The organism is Ruegeria sp. CRTD044 (assembly GCF_059613485.1).
The window spans coordinates 18,825-34,258 of sequence record NZ_JBXWSP010000015.1; the positions used below are offsets into that span (position 1 = coordinate 18,825).

Annotated in this window: 12 protein-coding genes; 9 read left to right on the top strand and 3 right to left on the bottom strand. The window is 63.2% G+C overall.

The window, feature by feature from the left end; genetic code table 11:
• The first annotated feature begins 127 nt into the window (after positions 1-127).
• Positions 128-1,111, top strand: a complete 984-nt coding sequence (locus AC2FNL_RS12185; RefSeq protein ID WP_496833807.1) for a complex I NDUFA9 subunit family protein — start codon at positions 128-130, stop codon at positions 1,109-1,111.
• Here AC2FNL_RS12185 and AC2FNL_RS12190 read toward each other — a convergent pair whose 3' ends face one another.
• Positions 1,112-1,915 carry an undecaprenyl-diphosphate phosphatase gene (locus AC2FNL_RS12190; RefSeq protein ID WP_496833808.1) on the bottom strand — a complete coding sequence of 268 codons (804 nt, stop codon included), beginning with the start codon at positions 1,913-1,915 and terminating at the stop codon, positions 1,112-1,114. It abuts the gene before it with no gap.
• A gap of 228 nt (positions 1,916-2,143) precedes the next feature.
• On the opposite strand from AC2FNL_RS12190, the gene AC2FNL_RS12195 reads away from it, so the two are divergent.
• From AC2FNL_RS12195 to AC2FNL_RS12230, 8 genes are all read left to right on the top strand, one after another.
• Positions 2,144-3,577 carry an NAD(P)-dependent oxidoreductase gene (locus AC2FNL_RS12195; protein WP_496833809.1) on the top strand — a complete coding sequence of 478 codons (1,434 nt, stop codon included), beginning with the start codon at positions 2,144-2,146 and terminating at the stop codon, positions 3,575-3,577.
• 29 nt (positions 3,578-3,606) lie between these two features.
• A complete protein-coding gene (locus AC2FNL_RS12200) occupies positions 3,607-4,044 on the top strand; it encodes a GFA family protein (RefSeq protein ID WP_496833810.1) in 438 nt (145 codons plus the stop codon).
• Complete coding sequence (gene gltB, locus AC2FNL_RS12205) at positions 4,041-8,573, top strand: glutamate synthase large subunit (RefSeq protein ID WP_496833811.1); 4,533 nt, start codon at positions 4,041-4,043, stop codon at positions 8,571-8,573. Before AC2FNL_RS12200 ends, gltB begins: the two co-directional genes overlap by 4 nt.
• A 176-nt stretch (positions 8,574-8,749) precedes the next feature.
• Positions 8,750-9,667: a Hint domain-containing protein gene (locus AC2FNL_RS12210; protein WP_093963813.1), complete on the top strand. Its 918-nt coding sequence runs from the start codon at positions 8,750-8,752 to the stop codon at positions 9,665-9,667.
• A gap of 40 nt (positions 9,668-9,707) precedes the next feature.
• Positions 9,708-10,448: a monofunctional biosynthetic peptidoglycan transglycosylase gene (mtgA, locus tag AC2FNL_RS12215; protein ID WP_093963812.1), complete on the top strand. Its 741-nt coding sequence runs from the start codon at positions 9,708-9,710 to the stop codon at positions 10,446-10,448.
• Between the two features lie 59 nt (positions 10,449-10,507).
• Positions 10,508-11,173, top strand: coding sequence for an FtsZ-binding protein FzlA (fzlA, locus tag AC2FNL_RS12220; RefSeq protein ID WP_170368951.1), 666 nt, complete (start codon positions 10,508-10,510; stop codon positions 11,171-11,173).
• Between the two features lie 75 nt (positions 11,174-11,248).
• The gene (queG, locus tag AC2FNL_RS12225) at positions 11,249-12,286 is read left to right on the top strand and encodes a tRNA epoxyqueuosine(34) reductase QueG (protein WP_496833812.1); all 1,038 of its coding nucleotides are present in this window, start codon (positions 11,249-11,251) and stop codon (positions 12,284-12,286) included.
• 71 nt (positions 12,287-12,357) lie between these two features.
• Positions 12,358-14,361: a hydantoinase/oxoprolinase N-terminal domain-containing protein gene (locus tag AC2FNL_RS12230; protein WP_496833813.1), complete on the top strand. Its 2,004-nt coding sequence runs from the start codon at positions 12,358-12,360 to the stop codon at positions 14,359-14,361.
• A 3-nt stretch (positions 14,362-14,364) separates the two neighbouring features.
• On the opposite strand, the gene msrA is transcribed toward AC2FNL_RS12230, so the two are convergent.
• Both msrA and msrB read right to left on the bottom strand, forming a co-directional pair.
• Positions 14,365-14,877, bottom strand: coding sequence for a peptide-methionine (S)-S-oxide reductase MsrA (gene msrA / locus AC2FNL_RS12235; protein WP_496833814.1), 513 nt, complete (start codon positions 14,875-14,877; stop codon positions 14,365-14,367).
• On the bottom strand, positions 14,874-15,323 hold the full coding sequence (gene msrB, locus AC2FNL_RS12240) for a peptide-methionine (R)-S-oxide reductase MsrB (protein ID WP_005979690.1): 450 nt from the start codon (positions 15,321-15,323) through the stop codon (positions 14,874-14,876). Before msrB ends, msrA begins: the two co-directional genes overlap by 4 nt.
• Positions 15,324-15,434 lie beyond the last annotated feature (111 nt).

Here is a 15,434-nt window from a genome sequence, read left to right on the forward strand (position 1 = left end):
CCTTCCCGCGGCGCGATCCCGCCGGTTCCGGCAATGTTTTTTGCCTGATGCGCGGCGTTATTGCGCCTTGTTTGCCGGGCTTTGGAGCGGTAGATCGGAACAAGACCTACACAGCAGGAGCCCAACCATGTCCAAACTGGTCACGATTTACGGTGGATCGGGATTCGTCGGCCGCTATATCGCGCGACGCATGGCGAACGAAGGGTGGCGTGTACGGGTGGCGGTCCGCCGTCCGAACGAGGCGATCTTCGTCAAGACCTATGGCGTCGTGGGCCAGGTCGAGCCAATTCTGTGCAATATCCGCGACGACGCCTCGGTGGCCAGTGCGATGCATGGCGCCGATGCGGTCGTCAACTGCGTTGGCGTTCTGAACGAACTGGGCAAGAATGGGTTTGGCGCCGTGCAAGACGAAGGCGCGGGCCGCATCGCCCGTCTGGCGGCCGAGCAAGGCATTTCCCGTATGGTCCACATTTCGGCCATCGGTGCTGACGCGAATTCCGACAGCGAATACGCCCGCACCAAGGCTGCGGGCGAAGCTGCCGTGCTGACCCATATGCCCGATGCCGTGATCCTGCGGCCCTCGGTGATCTTCGGGACCGAGGATCAGTTCTTCAACCGTTTCGCCGGCATGACCCGCATCTCGCCCTTCCTTCCGATCTTTGGCGCCGACACCCGGTTCCAGCCGGTGTTTGTGGATGACGTGGCGCAGGCCGCGGTCAAGGGCGTGTTGGGTCAGGCCGCACCGGGCGTCTACGAATTGGGTGGATCCGAGGCCAAGACCTTCCGCGAACTGATGCAGCAGATGCTCGAGGTGATCCACCGCCGCCGCATCATCATCGGTCTGCCGTTCTGGGGTGGGCGGATCATGGCCGGGGTTCTGGACATGCTGAAATTCGTCAGCTTCCAGCTGTTTCCGAACAACATCCTGACCCGCGACCAGTTGAAGAACCTGCGCCGTGACAATGTGGTGTCCGAAGGAGCGAAAGGTTTCGCCGTTCTGGGGATCGAGCCTGCTTCGCTGGAATCGGTTCTGCCGGAATACCTGTGGAAATTCCGCCCGTCGGGTCAGTACGACGACATCCAGAACTCGGCCCGGAACCTGCGCATCTGATCAGCTGTAAGCGACAATCAGCAGGATCGTACCCAGGATCACGCGATAGATCACATATGGCGTGAAGCTGATGCTACGCAGCAGACGCATCATCAGGCTCAGTGCCAACAGGGCCGAAACAAAGGCGAACACGGCCGCAATGGCGCTGTCCTTGGCCAGCTGAGCGTTGGCCTGCCCGATCACGTCCAGCGACAGCAACGCACCCGAGGCGATGATTGTGGGGATCGACATCAACATCGCAATGCGCGCGCCGTCCTCGCGGGTATATCCCAAGTGCCGCGCGCCAGTTATGCAGATCCCCGACCGTGAGGTTCCGGGAATCAGCGCCAGGACCTGCCACAGACCCAAAATAGCCGCGTCGCGCAGCCCCCAGTCCGCGGCCTCTTTGGTCTGGGGGCCTTTCTGGTCCATCCAATACAGCAGCAATCCGAAGCCCAGCATCGTCCACCCGATCACGGCCACGGACCGCATCGCGCTGCTGAGCCCGGTCAGGTGAAGGATCGCGCCGACGATGACGGTCGGGATGGTGGCCACGATCAAGGCCATGGCCAGTCGAGACTGTGGGGTGTCGATGCGCCCGCGCAATGCACGCGGCAGACCCGCAAGGGCCAGTTTCACGTCGCTCCAGAAATACAGAACCACCGCGCCCAATGTGCCCACATGCACCGCGACGTCGATGGCGAGGCCCTGGTCATCCATTCCGGTGAGGCTGGGCAGCAGGATCAGGTGGCCTGATGACGAAATCGGCAGAAACTCGGTGATCCCCTGGATGATCGCCACCAGAATCAGCTGAAAAAGACTCATCTGCCCGCCCGTGTCTGCGCCCGTGTTCTTTGCATTCAAGGCGTATAAGCGCGATCAGCAAAAGGAAAGTCAGGATTTAGGTCCGAAGCGGCCCTAAAAATGAACAGAAAGTCGCCGAAAGAGATCGATCTTTCCGATTTTTTCCATTTTAGGTCAGTACAATTGACTTTTCATCCGAATTGGCTTCGCATAAAGAAATCCGACCAAGCCAATTCATGGAGTCTGACCGTGGCCAAGCAACCGATGCTGAAATTTGTGCAGATCGATCGTGACATGCCTGAAAAGCGCGCCGCAACCGATCGCAGAGCGGACTTTCATGAAATCTATGCCGAATACGCTGCCGAAAAAGCCGCCGAGCAGGCCAGCCGTTGCAGCCAGTGTGGTGTGCCGTACTGTCAGTCGCACTGTCCGCTGCACAACAACATCCCGGACTGGCTGCGCCTGACCGCTACCGGACGGCTGGAAGAAGCCTATCAGACCAGCCAGGCCACCAATACCTTCCCCGAGATCTGCGGCCGTATCTGCCCGCAGGACCGCTTGTGCGAAGGCAACTGCGTGATCGAGCAATCGGGCCATGGCACTGTCACCATCGGTGCGGTCGAGAAATACATTACCGACACCGCGTGGGAAGAAGGCTGGGTCAAACCTGTTGCTCCAACCGCCGAGCGCCCCGAAAGCGTGGGCATCATCGGGGGCGGGCCTGGTGGCCTGGCGGCGGCGGACATGCTGCGCCGGGCCGGGATTCAGGTCACGGTCTATGACCGCTATGACCGCGCGGGCGGGCTGCTGATGTACGGTATTCCGGGCTTCAAGCTGGAAAAGGACGTAGTTCAGCGCCGCAACGACCTGTTGGCCGAGGGCGGCGTCACTTTTGAACTGAACTGTGACGTCGACTCTGCCAAGTTCGCCGAAATCCACGCAAAACACGACGCCGTGATCATTGCGACGGGCGTCTACAAGTCACGGGATCTGACCATGCCCGGCAGTGGCCTGCCCGGTATCGAAAAGGCAATCGATTTCCTGACTGCTTCGAACCGCAAAAGCTTTGGTGACGCGGTTCCCGAGTTCGACGATGGCCGCCTGAACGCCAAGGACAAGAAGGTGGTCGTGATCGGTGGCGGTGATACGGCGATGGATTGCGTCCGCACCTCGATCCGTCAGGGTGCGACCTCGGTCAAATGTCTGTATCGCCGCGACCGGGCGAACATGCCGGGTTCACAGCGCGAAACCCAGAACGCCGAAGAAGAGGGCGTGATCTTTGAATGGCTCAGCGCGCCCAAGGGTTTTGTTGGCGATGAGCGGGTCACCGGCGTGATGGTGCAGAAGATGCGCCTGGGCCAGCCCGATGCCACCGGCCGCCAGGCCCCCGAAGTCATCGAAGGCGCGGATTACGTCGAAGAGGCCGATCTGGTCATCAAGGCGCTGGGCTTCGAGCCCGAGGACCTTCCCGCCCTGTTCGGCCAGCCCGACCTGCCCGTGACCCGCTGGGGCACCATCAAGGCCGCGTTCGAAACCGGCGAGACCGAGATGGACGGCGTCTATGCCATCGGTGACATCGTGCGCGGTGCTTCGCTGGTGGTCTGGGCGATCCGCGACGGGCGTGACTGCGCGCAGGCCATCATCGACCGGTTCAACGGCAAGGCCGCGCTTGCGGCCGAGTGACCCCGCAGCCCAGCGACAGGAGGGACAGGATGCCCGAATTGCAAGGCCAATGCATGTGCGGCGCGGTCACCGTGACCGCGACCCCCGCCCGCGACGCGCTGGGCGCCTGCCATTGCGACATGTGCCGCCGCTGGACCAGCAGCGCGCTGGTCACCTTTCCGGCCCAGCCGGGCTATGCGGCGCTGGGGCCGGTCAAGACCTTCACCTCGTCCGACTGGGCCGAACGTGCCTTCTGCGAAGAATGCGGCTCGGCACTGTGGTACCGGATCACCCTGCCGGGCGAGATGCACGGCCAGACACAGATCGCGGCAGGCCTGTTCGACAACGCGGCCGGCAACACGCTGAAACTTGAACTTTACATCGACAAGAAGCCCGAGGGTTACGCGTTCGCAGGTGAACGGCGCCAGATGACCGAAGCCGAGGTCATGGCCATGTACGCCCCGTCGGAAGAAGGAGACAACCAATGACGAAATATGATGCCGATTGGGTCCGGGCCGAGGAAGCCAAGCGCAAGTGGATGGCCGAAAATGGCCTGTATTCCGAGCAGGAAGAGCATTCCTCGTGCGGGGTCGGCCTGGTGGTTTCGGTTGACGGCAAGAAAAGCCGCAAGGTGGTCGAGGCCGGGATCAATGCGCTCAAGGCGATCTGGCACCGCGGTGCGGTGGATGCCGACGGCAAGACCGGCGACGGCGCGGGCATCCATGTGCAGATCCCGGCCCCGTTCTTCTATGACCAGATCCGCCGCACCGGGCACGAACCCAAGATGGACCAACTGATCGCCGTGGGGCAGGTGTTCCTGCCGCGCACCGATTTCGGCGCGCAGGAGCGCTGCCGGACCATCGTGGAAACCGAAGTTCTGCGGATGGGTTACTATATCTATGGCTGGCGCCATGTGCCGGTGGATGTCACCTGCCTGGGCGAAAAGGCCAACGCGACCCGGCCCGAGATCGAGCAGATCCTGATCTCGAATTCCAAGGGCGTCGACGAGGACACGTTCGAGCGCGAGCTGTACGTCATCCGCCGCCGGATCGAGAAAGCCGCCGCCGCCGCAGGGATTTCGGGGCTGTACCTGGCCTCGCTCAGCTGCCGGTCGATCATCTACAAGGGCATGATGCTGGCCGAGCAGGTCGCCGTGTTCTACCCCGACCTGATGGACGACCGTTTTGAGTCGGCCTTTGCGATCTATCACCAGCGCTATTCCACCAACACCTTCCCGCAATGGTGGCTGGCGCAGCCGTTCCGCATGCTGGCCCATAATGGCGAGATCAACACGCTGAAGGGCAACATCAACTGGATGAAAAGCCACGAGATCCGCATGGCCTCGGCGACCTTTGGCGACTATGCCGAAGACATCAAACCGATCATCGCGGGCGGATCGTCGGATTCGGCGGCGCTGGATTCGGTGTTCGAGGTTCTGGTGCGCGCGGGCCGCTCGGCCCCGATGGCCAAGACGATGCTGGTGCCGGAAAGCTGGTCGAAACAGGCGGTGGAACTGCCGCAAGCCTGGCGCGACATGTATTCCTACTGCAACTCGGTGATGGAGCCGTGGGACGGCCCTGCCGCGCTGGCCATGACGGATGGGCGCTGGGTCTGCGCCGGGCTGGACCGCAACGGCCTGCGTCCGATGCGCTATGTGGTCACCGGCGACGGACTGGTGATCGCCGGGTCCGAGGCGGGCATGGTTCCGATCGACGAGGCCAGCGTTGTCGAGAAAGGCGCGCTGGGCCCCGGCCAGATGCTGGCCGTCGACATGAAGAAGGGCAAGCTGTATCGCGACAAGCAGATCAAGGACAAGCTGGCCGCGACGCTGCCGTTCGGGGACTGGGTCAGCAAGATCAACGATCTGGACGAAAAGCTGGCCAAGGTGACTGAAAAGCCGCTGTTCTCGGGTGAAGAGCTGCGCAAGCGCCAGATCGCGGCGGGCTACACGGTCGAAGAGCTGGAGCAGATCCTTGCACCGATGGCCGAGGACGGCAAAGAGGCGATCGCTTCGATGGGCGACGACACGCCTTCGGCGGTTCTGTCCAAACAGTACCGGCCGCTCAGCCATTTCTTCCGCCAGAACTTCAGCCAGGTGACCAACCCGCCCATCGACAGCCTGCGCGAATACCGGGTGATGTCGCTGAAGACGCGGTTCGGCAACCTCAAGAACGTGCTGGACGAGGACAGCAGCCAGACCGAGATCGTTGTGCTGGAAAGCCCCTTTGTCGGCAACGCGCAGTGGGAAGAACTGGTGGCGAATTTCGATGCGCCGCTGGCCGAGATCGACTGTACCTTCGAACCCGGCACCGGCGCGCTGAGCGCCGCGCTGGCGCGCATCCGCGCCGAGGCGGAGGAGGCCGTGCGTTCGGGCGCGGGTCACCTGGTGCTGACCGACCAGTATTCCGGCCCCGGCAAAGTGGCGATGCCGATGATCCTGGCCACCAGCGCGGTGCATTCGCACCTGATCCGTCAGGGTCTGCGGACCTTCTGCTCGCTCAACGTGCGGTCGGCCGAATGCATCGACCCGCATTATTTCGCGGTGCTGATCGGCTGTGGCGCGACCGTGGTCAACGCCTACCTGGCCGAGGATTCGCTGGCCGACCGGATCGAACGCGGCTTGCTCGAAGGCAGCCTGACCGAAAACGTCGCGCGTTACCGCGAGGCGATCGACCAGGGCCTGCTGAAGATCATGGCCAAGATGGGCATTTCGGTGATCTCGTCCTATCGCGGCGGCCTGAATTTCGAGGCCGTGGGCCTGAGCCGCGCCATGGTGGCCGAATATTTCCCCGGCATGACCAGCCGGATCTCGGGCATCGGCGTCACCGGCATTCAGTCCAAAGCCGAAGGAATCCATGCCAAAGGCTGGGAGAGTGGCCTGGACGTTCTGCCCATCGGTGGCTTCTACAAGGCCCGCAAATCGGGTGAGACCCATGCGTGGGAAGCGACCTCGATGCACATGATGCAGATGGCCTGCAACCGCGCGTCTTACGAGCTGTGGAAGCAGTATTCGGCCAAGATGCAGGCCAACCCGCCGATTCATCTGCGCGACCTGATGGATTTCAAACCGCTGGGCAAGCCGATCCCGATCGAGGAGGTCGAGTCGATCACCTCGATCCGCAAGCGGTTCGTCACGCCGGGCATGTCGCTGGGCGCGCTCAGCCCCGAGGCGCACAAGACGCTGAACGTGGCGATGAACCGGATCGGCGCCAAATCCGACTCGGGTGAAGGTGGGGAAGATCCCGCTCACTTCGTGCCCGAGCCGAATGGCGACAACCCCTCGGCCAAGATCAAGCAGGTGGCCTCGGGCCGGTTCGGTGTGACCGCCGAATACCTCAACCAGTGCGAAGAGCTGGAAATCAAGGTGGCTCAAGGTGCCAAGCCCGGCGAAGGCGGCCAGCTGCCCGGCATGAAGGTCACCGATCTGATTGCGCGCCTGCGTCACTCGACCAAGGGCGTGACGCTGATCTCGCCGCCGCCGCACCACGACATCTACTCAATCGAGGATCTGGCGCAGCTGATCTATGACCTCAAGCAGATCAACCCGCGCGCCAAGGTGACGGTCAAGCTGGTGGCGTCCTCGGGCGTGGGCACGATCGCCGCCGGGGTGGCCAAGGCCAAGGCCGACATCATCCTGATCTCGGGCCACAATGGCGGCACAGGGGCATCGCCCGCGACCAGCATCAAATATGCCGGCCTGCCGTGGGAGATGGGCCTGACCGAGGCGCATCAGGTTCTGGCGATGAACAACCTGCGCGAGCGGGTGACCCTGCGCACCGATGGCGGTTTGCGCACCGGGCGCGATATCGTCATGGCGGCGATGATGGGGGCCGAGGAATACGGCATCGGCACCGCCGCCCTGATTGCGATGGGCTGCATCATGGTGCGCCAGTGCCAATCGAACACCTGCCCGGTGGGCGTGTGTACGCAGGACGAGAGCCTGCGCGCCAAGTTCACCGGCAATGCCGACAAGGTGGTGAACCTGATCACTTTCTATGCGCAGGAAGTGCGCGAGATTCTGGCCAGCATCGGCGCGCGGTCGCTGGACGAGATTATCGGCCGGGCCGATCTGCTGGCGCAGGTCAGCCGCGGGTCGGCGCATCTGGACGATCTGGACCTGAATCCGCTGCTGATCACCGTCGATGGCGCACAGAACATCGTCTATGACCGTGACAAGCCGCGCAACGCGGTGCCCGATACGCTGGACTCTGAAATCGTGCGCGACGCAGCGCGGTTCCTGAAAGATGGCGAGAAGATGCAGTTGTCTTATGCCGTGCAGAACACGCACCGGACGGTGGGCACCCGCGTGTCCAGCCACATCGTGCAGAATTTCGGAATGCGCAACACGTTCCAGCCGGACCACCTGCATGTCAAGCTGCAGGGCTCGGCCGGTCAGTCGCTGGGCGCCTTCGCCGCGCCGGGGCTCAAACTGGAAGTGTCGGGTGACGCCAACGACTATGTGGGCAAGGGCCTGTCGGGCGGCACCATCGTCGTACGCCCGCCGCAGGTCAGCCCGCTGCAGGCCGACCGGAATACAATCATCGGCAACACGGTCCTGTACGGCGCGACCGACGGGTACCTGTTCGCGGCCGGCCGTGCGGGTGAGCGGTTCGCCGTGCGCAACTCGGGTGCCACCGTGGTGGTCGAAGGCTGCGGCTCGAACGGGTGTGAGTACATGACCGGCGGCGTTGCGGTGATCCTGGGTGACATCGGCGCGAACTTTGGCGCGGGGATGACGGGCGGCATGGCCTATCTGTACGACCCCGAAGGCAAGGCGCAGCTGCTGATGAACATGGAAACCCTGGTGACCTGCCCCGTAACGGTCGAGCATTGGGAGACCCAGCTGAAATCGCTGATAGAACGTCACGCAGCGGAAACCGGCAGCCGCAAGGCCGCCGACATCCTGCAGCACTGGGATGTTGAGCTGTCGAACTTCCTGCAGGTCTGTCCGAAGGAAATGCTGAACAAGCTCAGCCACCCGCTGAGCCACGAGGCAGCGGCGGTTCCGGCCGAGTAAGACTGCCTGTGAAACCTGCCCCGCGTGTTTGAAAAGACACGCGGGGTTTTCGTTTTGTGTCCCCCCGTTTCCGGATTTCTTGAAAAAACATTGTGTGTCGCTAGGCCTGTACACGGAAAGTTTGGAAATTTCGCCAATGCTTCCGCTTGCCACCAATTACGCCTGGGAGTCGTCGCATGCCCACGACCTATCTTGACCAGTTCTTTGCCATGGATCCGGCCAGCCCGCCGGCAACGGGGACCCTTCTGACGGTTGAGAAGTACAATCTGGTCGACCAGAACGACGATGGCGATATCGACAGTTTCGACAATGACTCGGTCAACGGCATCGATGTTACCCGATCCTGGCCGGGCGATACGGTGACGATCAACGTGTCCGGAGTAGGAAATGTCACCTACACGGGAATCACATTCTATCTGGCTGACGGCAGTCGAGTTTTCACCCCGACGGACGGTCAGGTGCTGCAAGAGGGAACGCTTGTCTCGACGACTTTCGTCAATACCGAGGGTCCCCTTGTGGTTCCGGGTGAGCTTGGGCCGCCGTGTTTTACCGCCGGAACGATGATAAAGACTCCGGATGGGTTGCGCCGCGTCGAGGATCTGCAGGCCGGTGACCAGGTCACGACGGTGGACAACGGCGCGCAGGCTCTGATCTGGGTCGGCAGAACCACCGTTGCGGCCGAGGGCAACGCCGCACCCATCCGCTTTGCCGCAGGGGTTCTGGGACTGGACCGTGACACTCTGTTCTCGCCGCAGCACCGGATGCTGATCGACGATTGGCGCGCGGCTTATTTCTACGGCCACCCCGAGGTTTTGATTGCCGCACATTCCCTGGTCAACGGCACGACGGTGACCAGGGTCGAAGGCGGCGAGGTCGAGTATTTCCACCTGTTGTTCGACCAGCACGAGATCGTCATCGCCAACGGCGCCAAAAGCGAAAGCTACTATCCCGGCCACGCCGTTACGCGGTCTGACCGGCAAACCCAGGCCGAGCTGTTGCGCCTGTTCCCGCAATTGGGAGTGGTGGAAGATGGTGGTCCGAAAACCGCCCGTCCGGTGGTGCGCCCGCGCGAAGGACGGCTGATCGCGTCATAATTCCGTTCCAAATACCGATGCTGCGGCGTATAGCAGGAACATGGCGAAGAAAGCAGCGCGCAAATCCCGCGGTAAGTCCAAAAAGGCAACCCGGTCTCGGAAAAAGGAAACGCTCATCGTTTGGATTCGGCGGTGGGTACTGCGTGTCATCGGTGCCCTGGCCGCGGCGTTCGTGGCGCTTGTATTGCTTTACACCGTGGTCAACCCGCCGATCACCCATACGATCTGGTCCGAGTGGCGCCGCCTGGGCAAGGTGGACCGGGAATGGGTCGCGATCGAGGATATGTCTCCGCACATGGCCCGGTCGGTCGTTGCGGCCGAGGATGCGAATTTCTGCCTGCATTGGGGATTTGACGTGAACGCGATCCGCGATGCGCTTGAAGATGGTGGCAACCGCGGGGCGTCGACCATTTCTCAGCAGGTGGTCAAGAATGTCTTTCTGTGGCAGGGGCGCAGTTGGGTGCGCAAGGCGCTTGAGACCTCCATGACCCCGGTCGTCGAAATCTTCTGGAGCAAGAAGCGCATTCTCGAGGTGTATCTGAACGTGGCGGAGACCGGTGAGGGCCTGTTCGGGATCGAGGCGGCCGCCCGCAAGAATTTTGGTGTCAGTTCCGCCCAACTCAGCCCGGTGCAGGCGGCGCGGCTGGCGGCAATCCTTCCCTCACCGCGAAACCGTTCGGTCACGGACCCGTCGGTTTACACTCGCAGACGGGCGGCCGCGATCCGCGATGGAGCGGCCACCATCCGCGCAGATGGTCGCGCAGATTGCTTCGAGGATTGAAACTTCTGCCCGTCAGCGGCTATTGCTGAGCGGTACTCAATTGGTTCGAATGGATCCACATGGCGCGTTTGTTTCACGTTCCCCTGTCCCCCTTTTGTCGAAAAGTCCGCCTGTCCTTGGCGGAAAAGAAGATCGAAGTCGAATTGGTCGAGGAAAAGTACTGGGAAAAATCCCCGGACTTCTTGCGCAGAAACCCTGCGGCCAAGGTCCCGGTTCTGCGGCTGGATGGCCGGGTGATGTCAGAAAGCGCGGCGATCTGCGAATACATCGAAGAAACGCGGCCGGAACCCGCATTGATGCCGAAAACTCCGGAAGCCCGGCTCGAGGTGCGCCGTCTGGTCAGTTGGTTTGATGACAAATTCCACCACGAGGTGACATCCAAGCTGCTGTACGAGCGGGTGAACAAGAAAGTGACCGGTCAGGGCTATCCCGACAGCAAAAACGTCAAGGAAGGCGCGCGGGCGATCAAATTTCATCTGGACTACATGGCTTGGCTGCTGGATCAGCGGCGCTGGCTGGCCGGAGATCAGATGACATTGGCCGATTTTGCCGCTGCCGCGCACTTGTCGTCGCTGGATTACATTTCGGACGTGGACTGGAACCGCAGCCAGGTGGTCAAGGACTGGTACGCCAAGATCAAGTCACGCCCGGCCTTCCGGTCGATCCTGGCGGATCAAGTGCCGGGCTTCCGCCCGCCCGCCCATTACGCCGACCTAGATTTCTGATAGGTTGGGGCAGGGGGCTGTCCGCCCCCTCTTGGCCCGTTCGGCCAATTCACCCCCGAGGATATTTTGGGCCAGATGAACAGCGCGACGGCATTGAAGGACAAGTTGGTGGCGCAGGCCCGGGCCGAAGGGTTCGTGGCGTGCCGGATCTGCCGACCCTGGGACGTGCCGGAAGTGCCTGCGCGGTTGGAGGCCTTTCTGGCGGCGGGCTATCACGGGCAGATGGGCTGGATGGCCGAACGGACCCATTGGCGGGGGGATCCGGCGCAGCTGTGGCCCGAGGCGCGCTCGGTCATCATGCTGGCCGAGAGTTACACGCCGGATCATGATCCGACCGAGGTTCTGGGGCGACCCGATCGCGGGGCGATCTCGGTCTATGCGCAGAACAGGGATTACCACGATCTGGTCAAGAAGCGGCTGAAGCGGCTGGCCCGGTGGCTGATTGCCGAGGCCGGGGGCGAGGTGAAGGTGTTCGTCGATACCGCGCCGGTGCCCGAGAAAGCACTGGGCCATGCGGCCGGGTTGGGGTGGCAGGGCAAACATACCAATCTGGTCAGCCGGGATTGGGGCAATTGGGCCTTTTTAGGGTCTGTTTTCACTACTCTGAACCTGCCAGCGGATCCACCGGAAGTGGATCATTGCGGGTCGTGCCGGGCCTGTCTGGATGCCTGCCCCACGGATGCCTTCCCGGCGCCCTATCAGCTGGATGCGCGGCGTTGCATTTCCTATCTGACCATCGAGCACAAGGGGCCGGTGGATCAGGAGTTGCGCGGCAAGCTGGGCAACCGCATCTATGGTTGTGATGATTGTCTGGCCGCATGCCCGTGGAACAAGTTCGCGGTGGCGGCCAGCGACATCCGCTATGCCGCGCGCCAAGACCTGATGGCACCGCCGCTGGCGGAACTGGCCGGGTTGGACGATTTGGCGTTCCGGGCCAGGTTCTCGGGTTCTCCGATCAAGCGGATCGGGCGCGACCGCTTCGTGCGCAACGTTCTGTATGCCATCGGCAATTCCGGGTCGGCGCAGTTGATTCCGGTCGCGCAGGCGCTGACCGAGGATCCCGACCCTACGGTGGCCGACGCGGCGCGCTGGGCGGTCGAACAACTGTCGTGAATGCCGCAAACAGGCTGGACGCGTCGGTTCAAACCGCTACACCCGTGACTGCGAACAGGATGGAGACCCCGATGGCGTTGGCTTTGGGCGTGGATACCGGTGGAACCTACACCGATGCGGTGCTGATCCGGGACGAGGAAGAGGTGATCGCCTCGGCCAAGTCCCTGACCACGCGCGAGGATCTGGCGATCGGCGTCGGGCGGGCGATCCGGGCGGTGCTGGACCAGGCGCAGGTCGCACCCGACCAGATCTCGATGGCGTCGCTGTCGACGACGCTGGCCACGAACGCGCTGGTCGAGGGGCAGGGCGGGCGCGTTGCGCTGATCTATGTCGGGTTTCGGGATGGCGATCTGGACAGGCATGGGCTGCGCGATGCGCTGAAGGGTGACCCGGCGCTGGCGATCGCGGGCGGGCACAGCCATGCCGGGGCTGAGGCCGCGCCGTTGGATACAGGGGCGTTGCGCGAATTTCTCGACCAGCAGTCCGGGATTTCCGGGTTCGCGGTAGCGGCCCAGTTCGCCACGCGCAACCCCGCGCACGAGCTTGAGGTCGCGCGGATCATCACCGAAAAGACCGGCGCGCCGGTGACCTGCTCGCATCAGTTGTCGGCCAAGCTGAACGGGCCGAAACGTGCGGTGACGGCGGTGCTGAACGCGCGCCTGATCGGAATGATCGACCGTCTGATCGGCCGGGCGCAGGATGTGTTGCTCGAGCTGGGCATCGACGCGCCGATGATGGTGGTGCGTGGGGATGGCGCCTTGATGAGCGCCGAGCAGGCGCGGGAGCGACCGATCGAAACCATTCTCAGCGGTCCGGCGGCCTCGATCGTGGGGGCGCGCTGGCTGACCGGAGTTCAGGACGCGCTGGTTTCGGATATCGGAGGGACGACGACCGATGTGGCGCTGATCCGCGACGGCAAACCGGCGATCGACCCGGCGGGCGCCCGTGTCGGCGGGTTCCGCACCATGGTCGAGGCGGTGGCGATGCGCACTCATGGTCTGGGCGGTGACAGCCAGGTGCATGTGGTGACCGAGGGCCTGCGCGGCGGCGTGTTCCTGGGTCCGCGCCGGGTGTTGCCGGTGTCGCTGATCGCGGCTGAGGTGCCCGAGGTGGTCCATGCCGCGCTGGACGAGCAGTTGCGCGCGACCACGGTGGGCGAGCACGACACCCGTTTCGCCCGCCGCGTGCCCGGCATCCACGCCGAGGGTCTGGGCCCGCGCGAGGCGGGGCTGTTGGAGCGGCTGGGAGATAGGGTTCTGCCCCTGAGCGCCCTTTTGCGCACCCGGATGGAAAACGGAGCTCTGACCCGGCTGGTGGACCGCGGGATCGTTCAGATCTCGGGGGTGACGCCGTCGGATGCCAGCCACGTTCTGGGACGCCTGTCCGATTGGGATGAGGGTGCCGCGCGCAAGGCGCTGGAGCTGATTGCGCGCCGGCGTGTGGGGTCAGGTGACCGGCTGGCGGGCTCGGCCGATGAACTGGCCGGCATGATCGTGGATCAGTTGACTGAACAGACCGTTTTGACCTTGTTAGAGACTGCTTTTGCGGAAGAGGCCGAGGCTTTCGGCCTGCCGCCCGAGGATCTGGCGCGCCATGTGCTCACGCGGCGGGGGTTGCGCGGGCATCGCGGTCTGCTGGCGCTGGATACGAAGCTGAACGTGGATGTGGTCGGGCTGGGGGCCTCGGCGCCAAGCTATTACCCGGCGGTCGGTGAGCGGCTGCGCTGTACCATGGTACTGCCCGACCATGCCGGGGTGGCCAATGCGATCGGGGCCGTCGTGGGGCGCTTGACCATGCGGCGGGCGGGCACCGTGACCGCTCCATCCGAAGGCCGGTACCGAGTGCATCTGAACGACGGGCCGCAGGATTTCCCCACGCCCGAACCCGCGTTGGACCTGCTGGAGGCTGAGCTGCGGCGCGAGACCGAAAGCGCCGTGCGCGAGGCCGGGGCCGAGGATATCCGCGTGATTGTCAACCGCGACATCCGCACCGCCCGGATCGAAGGCAAGGATGTCTTCGTCGAGGCGATGCTGACCGTCGAAGCCAGCGGCCGCCCGCGGGTGGCCGTCGGCTGACCTCTATTCGGCGGCGCTGCTGCGTTTGGGCAGAACCCAGTCCGGGCGCGGGAAGTGGCAGGTATAGCCGTTTGGGATACGCTGAAGATAGTCCTGATGCTCGGGCTCGGCCTCCCAGAAATCGCCGACGGGTTCGACCTCGGTCACGACCTTGCCGGGCCACAGCCCGCTGGCATCCACATCGGCGATCGTGTCCAGCGCGATCTGTTTCTGCGTCTCGTCGCAGTAATAGATGGCCGAGCGATAGCTCATCCCGATGTCATTGCCCTGACGGTTTACGGTGGTGGGGTCGTGGATCTGGAAGAAGAACTCGAGCAGATCGCGATAGGTGATCTGCGCGGGGTCGAACCGGATCTCGATCCCTTCGGCATGGGTGCCGTGGTTGCGATAGGTGGCGTTGGGCACGTCGCCGCCGGTATATCCGACGCGGGTGCGCAGAACGCCGGGCAGCTTGCGGATCAGGTCCTGCATGCCCCAGAAGCAGCCTCCGGCCAGAACGGCGCGTTGTTCGGTCATTTCGGGTCCTCCACTTGATCGAGGTATTCGCCATAGCCCTCAGCCTCCATGTCGTCACGATGGATGAACCGCAGCGCGGCGGAGTTGATGCAATAGCGTAGCCCACCCTGATCCAGCGGACCATCGGGAAACACATGGCCCAGGTGGCTGTCGCCATGTTTCGAGCGGACCTCGGTCCGGATCATGCCTAGCGAGCGGTCCTCAAGTTCAGTGACGTGGTCATGCACGATGGGTTTGGTGAAACTGGGCCAGCCACAGCCCGATTCGTATTTGTGGGTCGAGGCGAACAGCGGCTCGCCCGATACGATATCCACGTAGATGCCGGGTTCCTTGTTGTTTAGGTGTTTTCCGGTGCCGGGGCGTTCTGTCCCGTTGCGCTGGGTGACGTGGAATTCCTCGGGCGAGAGGGCGGCGACAACCGATGGATCTTTGGTGTATTTGGGCATGGGTCCTCCGGCGTTTCATACGTTGCCGAGATATTTGGGGCGCGCCGCGACAAAAGCAAAGCCCTGTTTCACCCGGCTCGCGCGATCGTGCGGGTGATCTGCCGCCGTGCT

Excerpts from the sequence above, each read along its gene's own strand:
- mtgA (WP_093963812.1), top strand. The coding sequence starts at position 9,708 with ATGGCGAAGAAAGCAGCGCGCAAATCCCGCGGTAAGTCCAAAAAGGCA.
- queG (WP_496833812.1), top strand. The coding sequence starts at position 11,249 with ATGAACAGCGCGACGGCATTGAAGGACAAGTTGGTGGCGCAGGCCCGG.
- msrA (WP_496833814.1), bottom strand. The coding sequence starts at position 14,877 with ATGACCGAACAACGCGCCGTTCTGGCCGGAGGCTGCTTCTGGGGCATG.
- AC2FNL_RS12185 (WP_496833807.1), top strand. The coding sequence starts at position 128 with ATGTCCAAACTGGTCACGATTTACGGTGGATCGGGATTCGTCGGCCGC.
- AC2FNL_RS12230 (WP_496833813.1), top strand. The coding sequence starts at position 12,358 with ATGGCGTTGGCTTTGGGCGTGGATACCGGTGGAACCTACACCGATGCG.
- gltB (WP_496833811.1), top strand. The coding sequence starts at position 4,041 with ATGACGAAATATGATGCCGATTGGGTCCGGGCCGAGGAAGCCAAGCGC.
- AC2FNL_RS12190 (WP_496833808.1), bottom strand. The coding sequence starts at position 1,915 with ATGAGTCTTTTTCAGCTGATTCTGGTGGCGATCATCCAGGGGATCACC.
- msrB (WP_005979690.1), bottom strand. The coding sequence starts at position 15,323 with ATGCCCAAATACACCAAAGATCCATCGGTTGTCGCCGCCCTCTCGCCC.
- fzlA (WP_170368951.1), top strand. The coding sequence starts at position 10,508 with ATGGCGCGTTTGTTTCACGTTCCCCTGTCCCCCTTTTGTCGAAAAGTC.
- AC2FNL_RS12210 (WP_093963813.1), top strand. The coding sequence starts at position 8,750 with ATGCCCACGACCTATCTTGACCAGTTCTTTGCCATGGATCCGGCCAGC.
- AC2FNL_RS12200 (WP_496833810.1), top strand. The coding sequence starts at position 3,607 with ATGCCCGAATTGCAAGGCCAATGCATGTGCGGCGCGGTCACCGTGACC.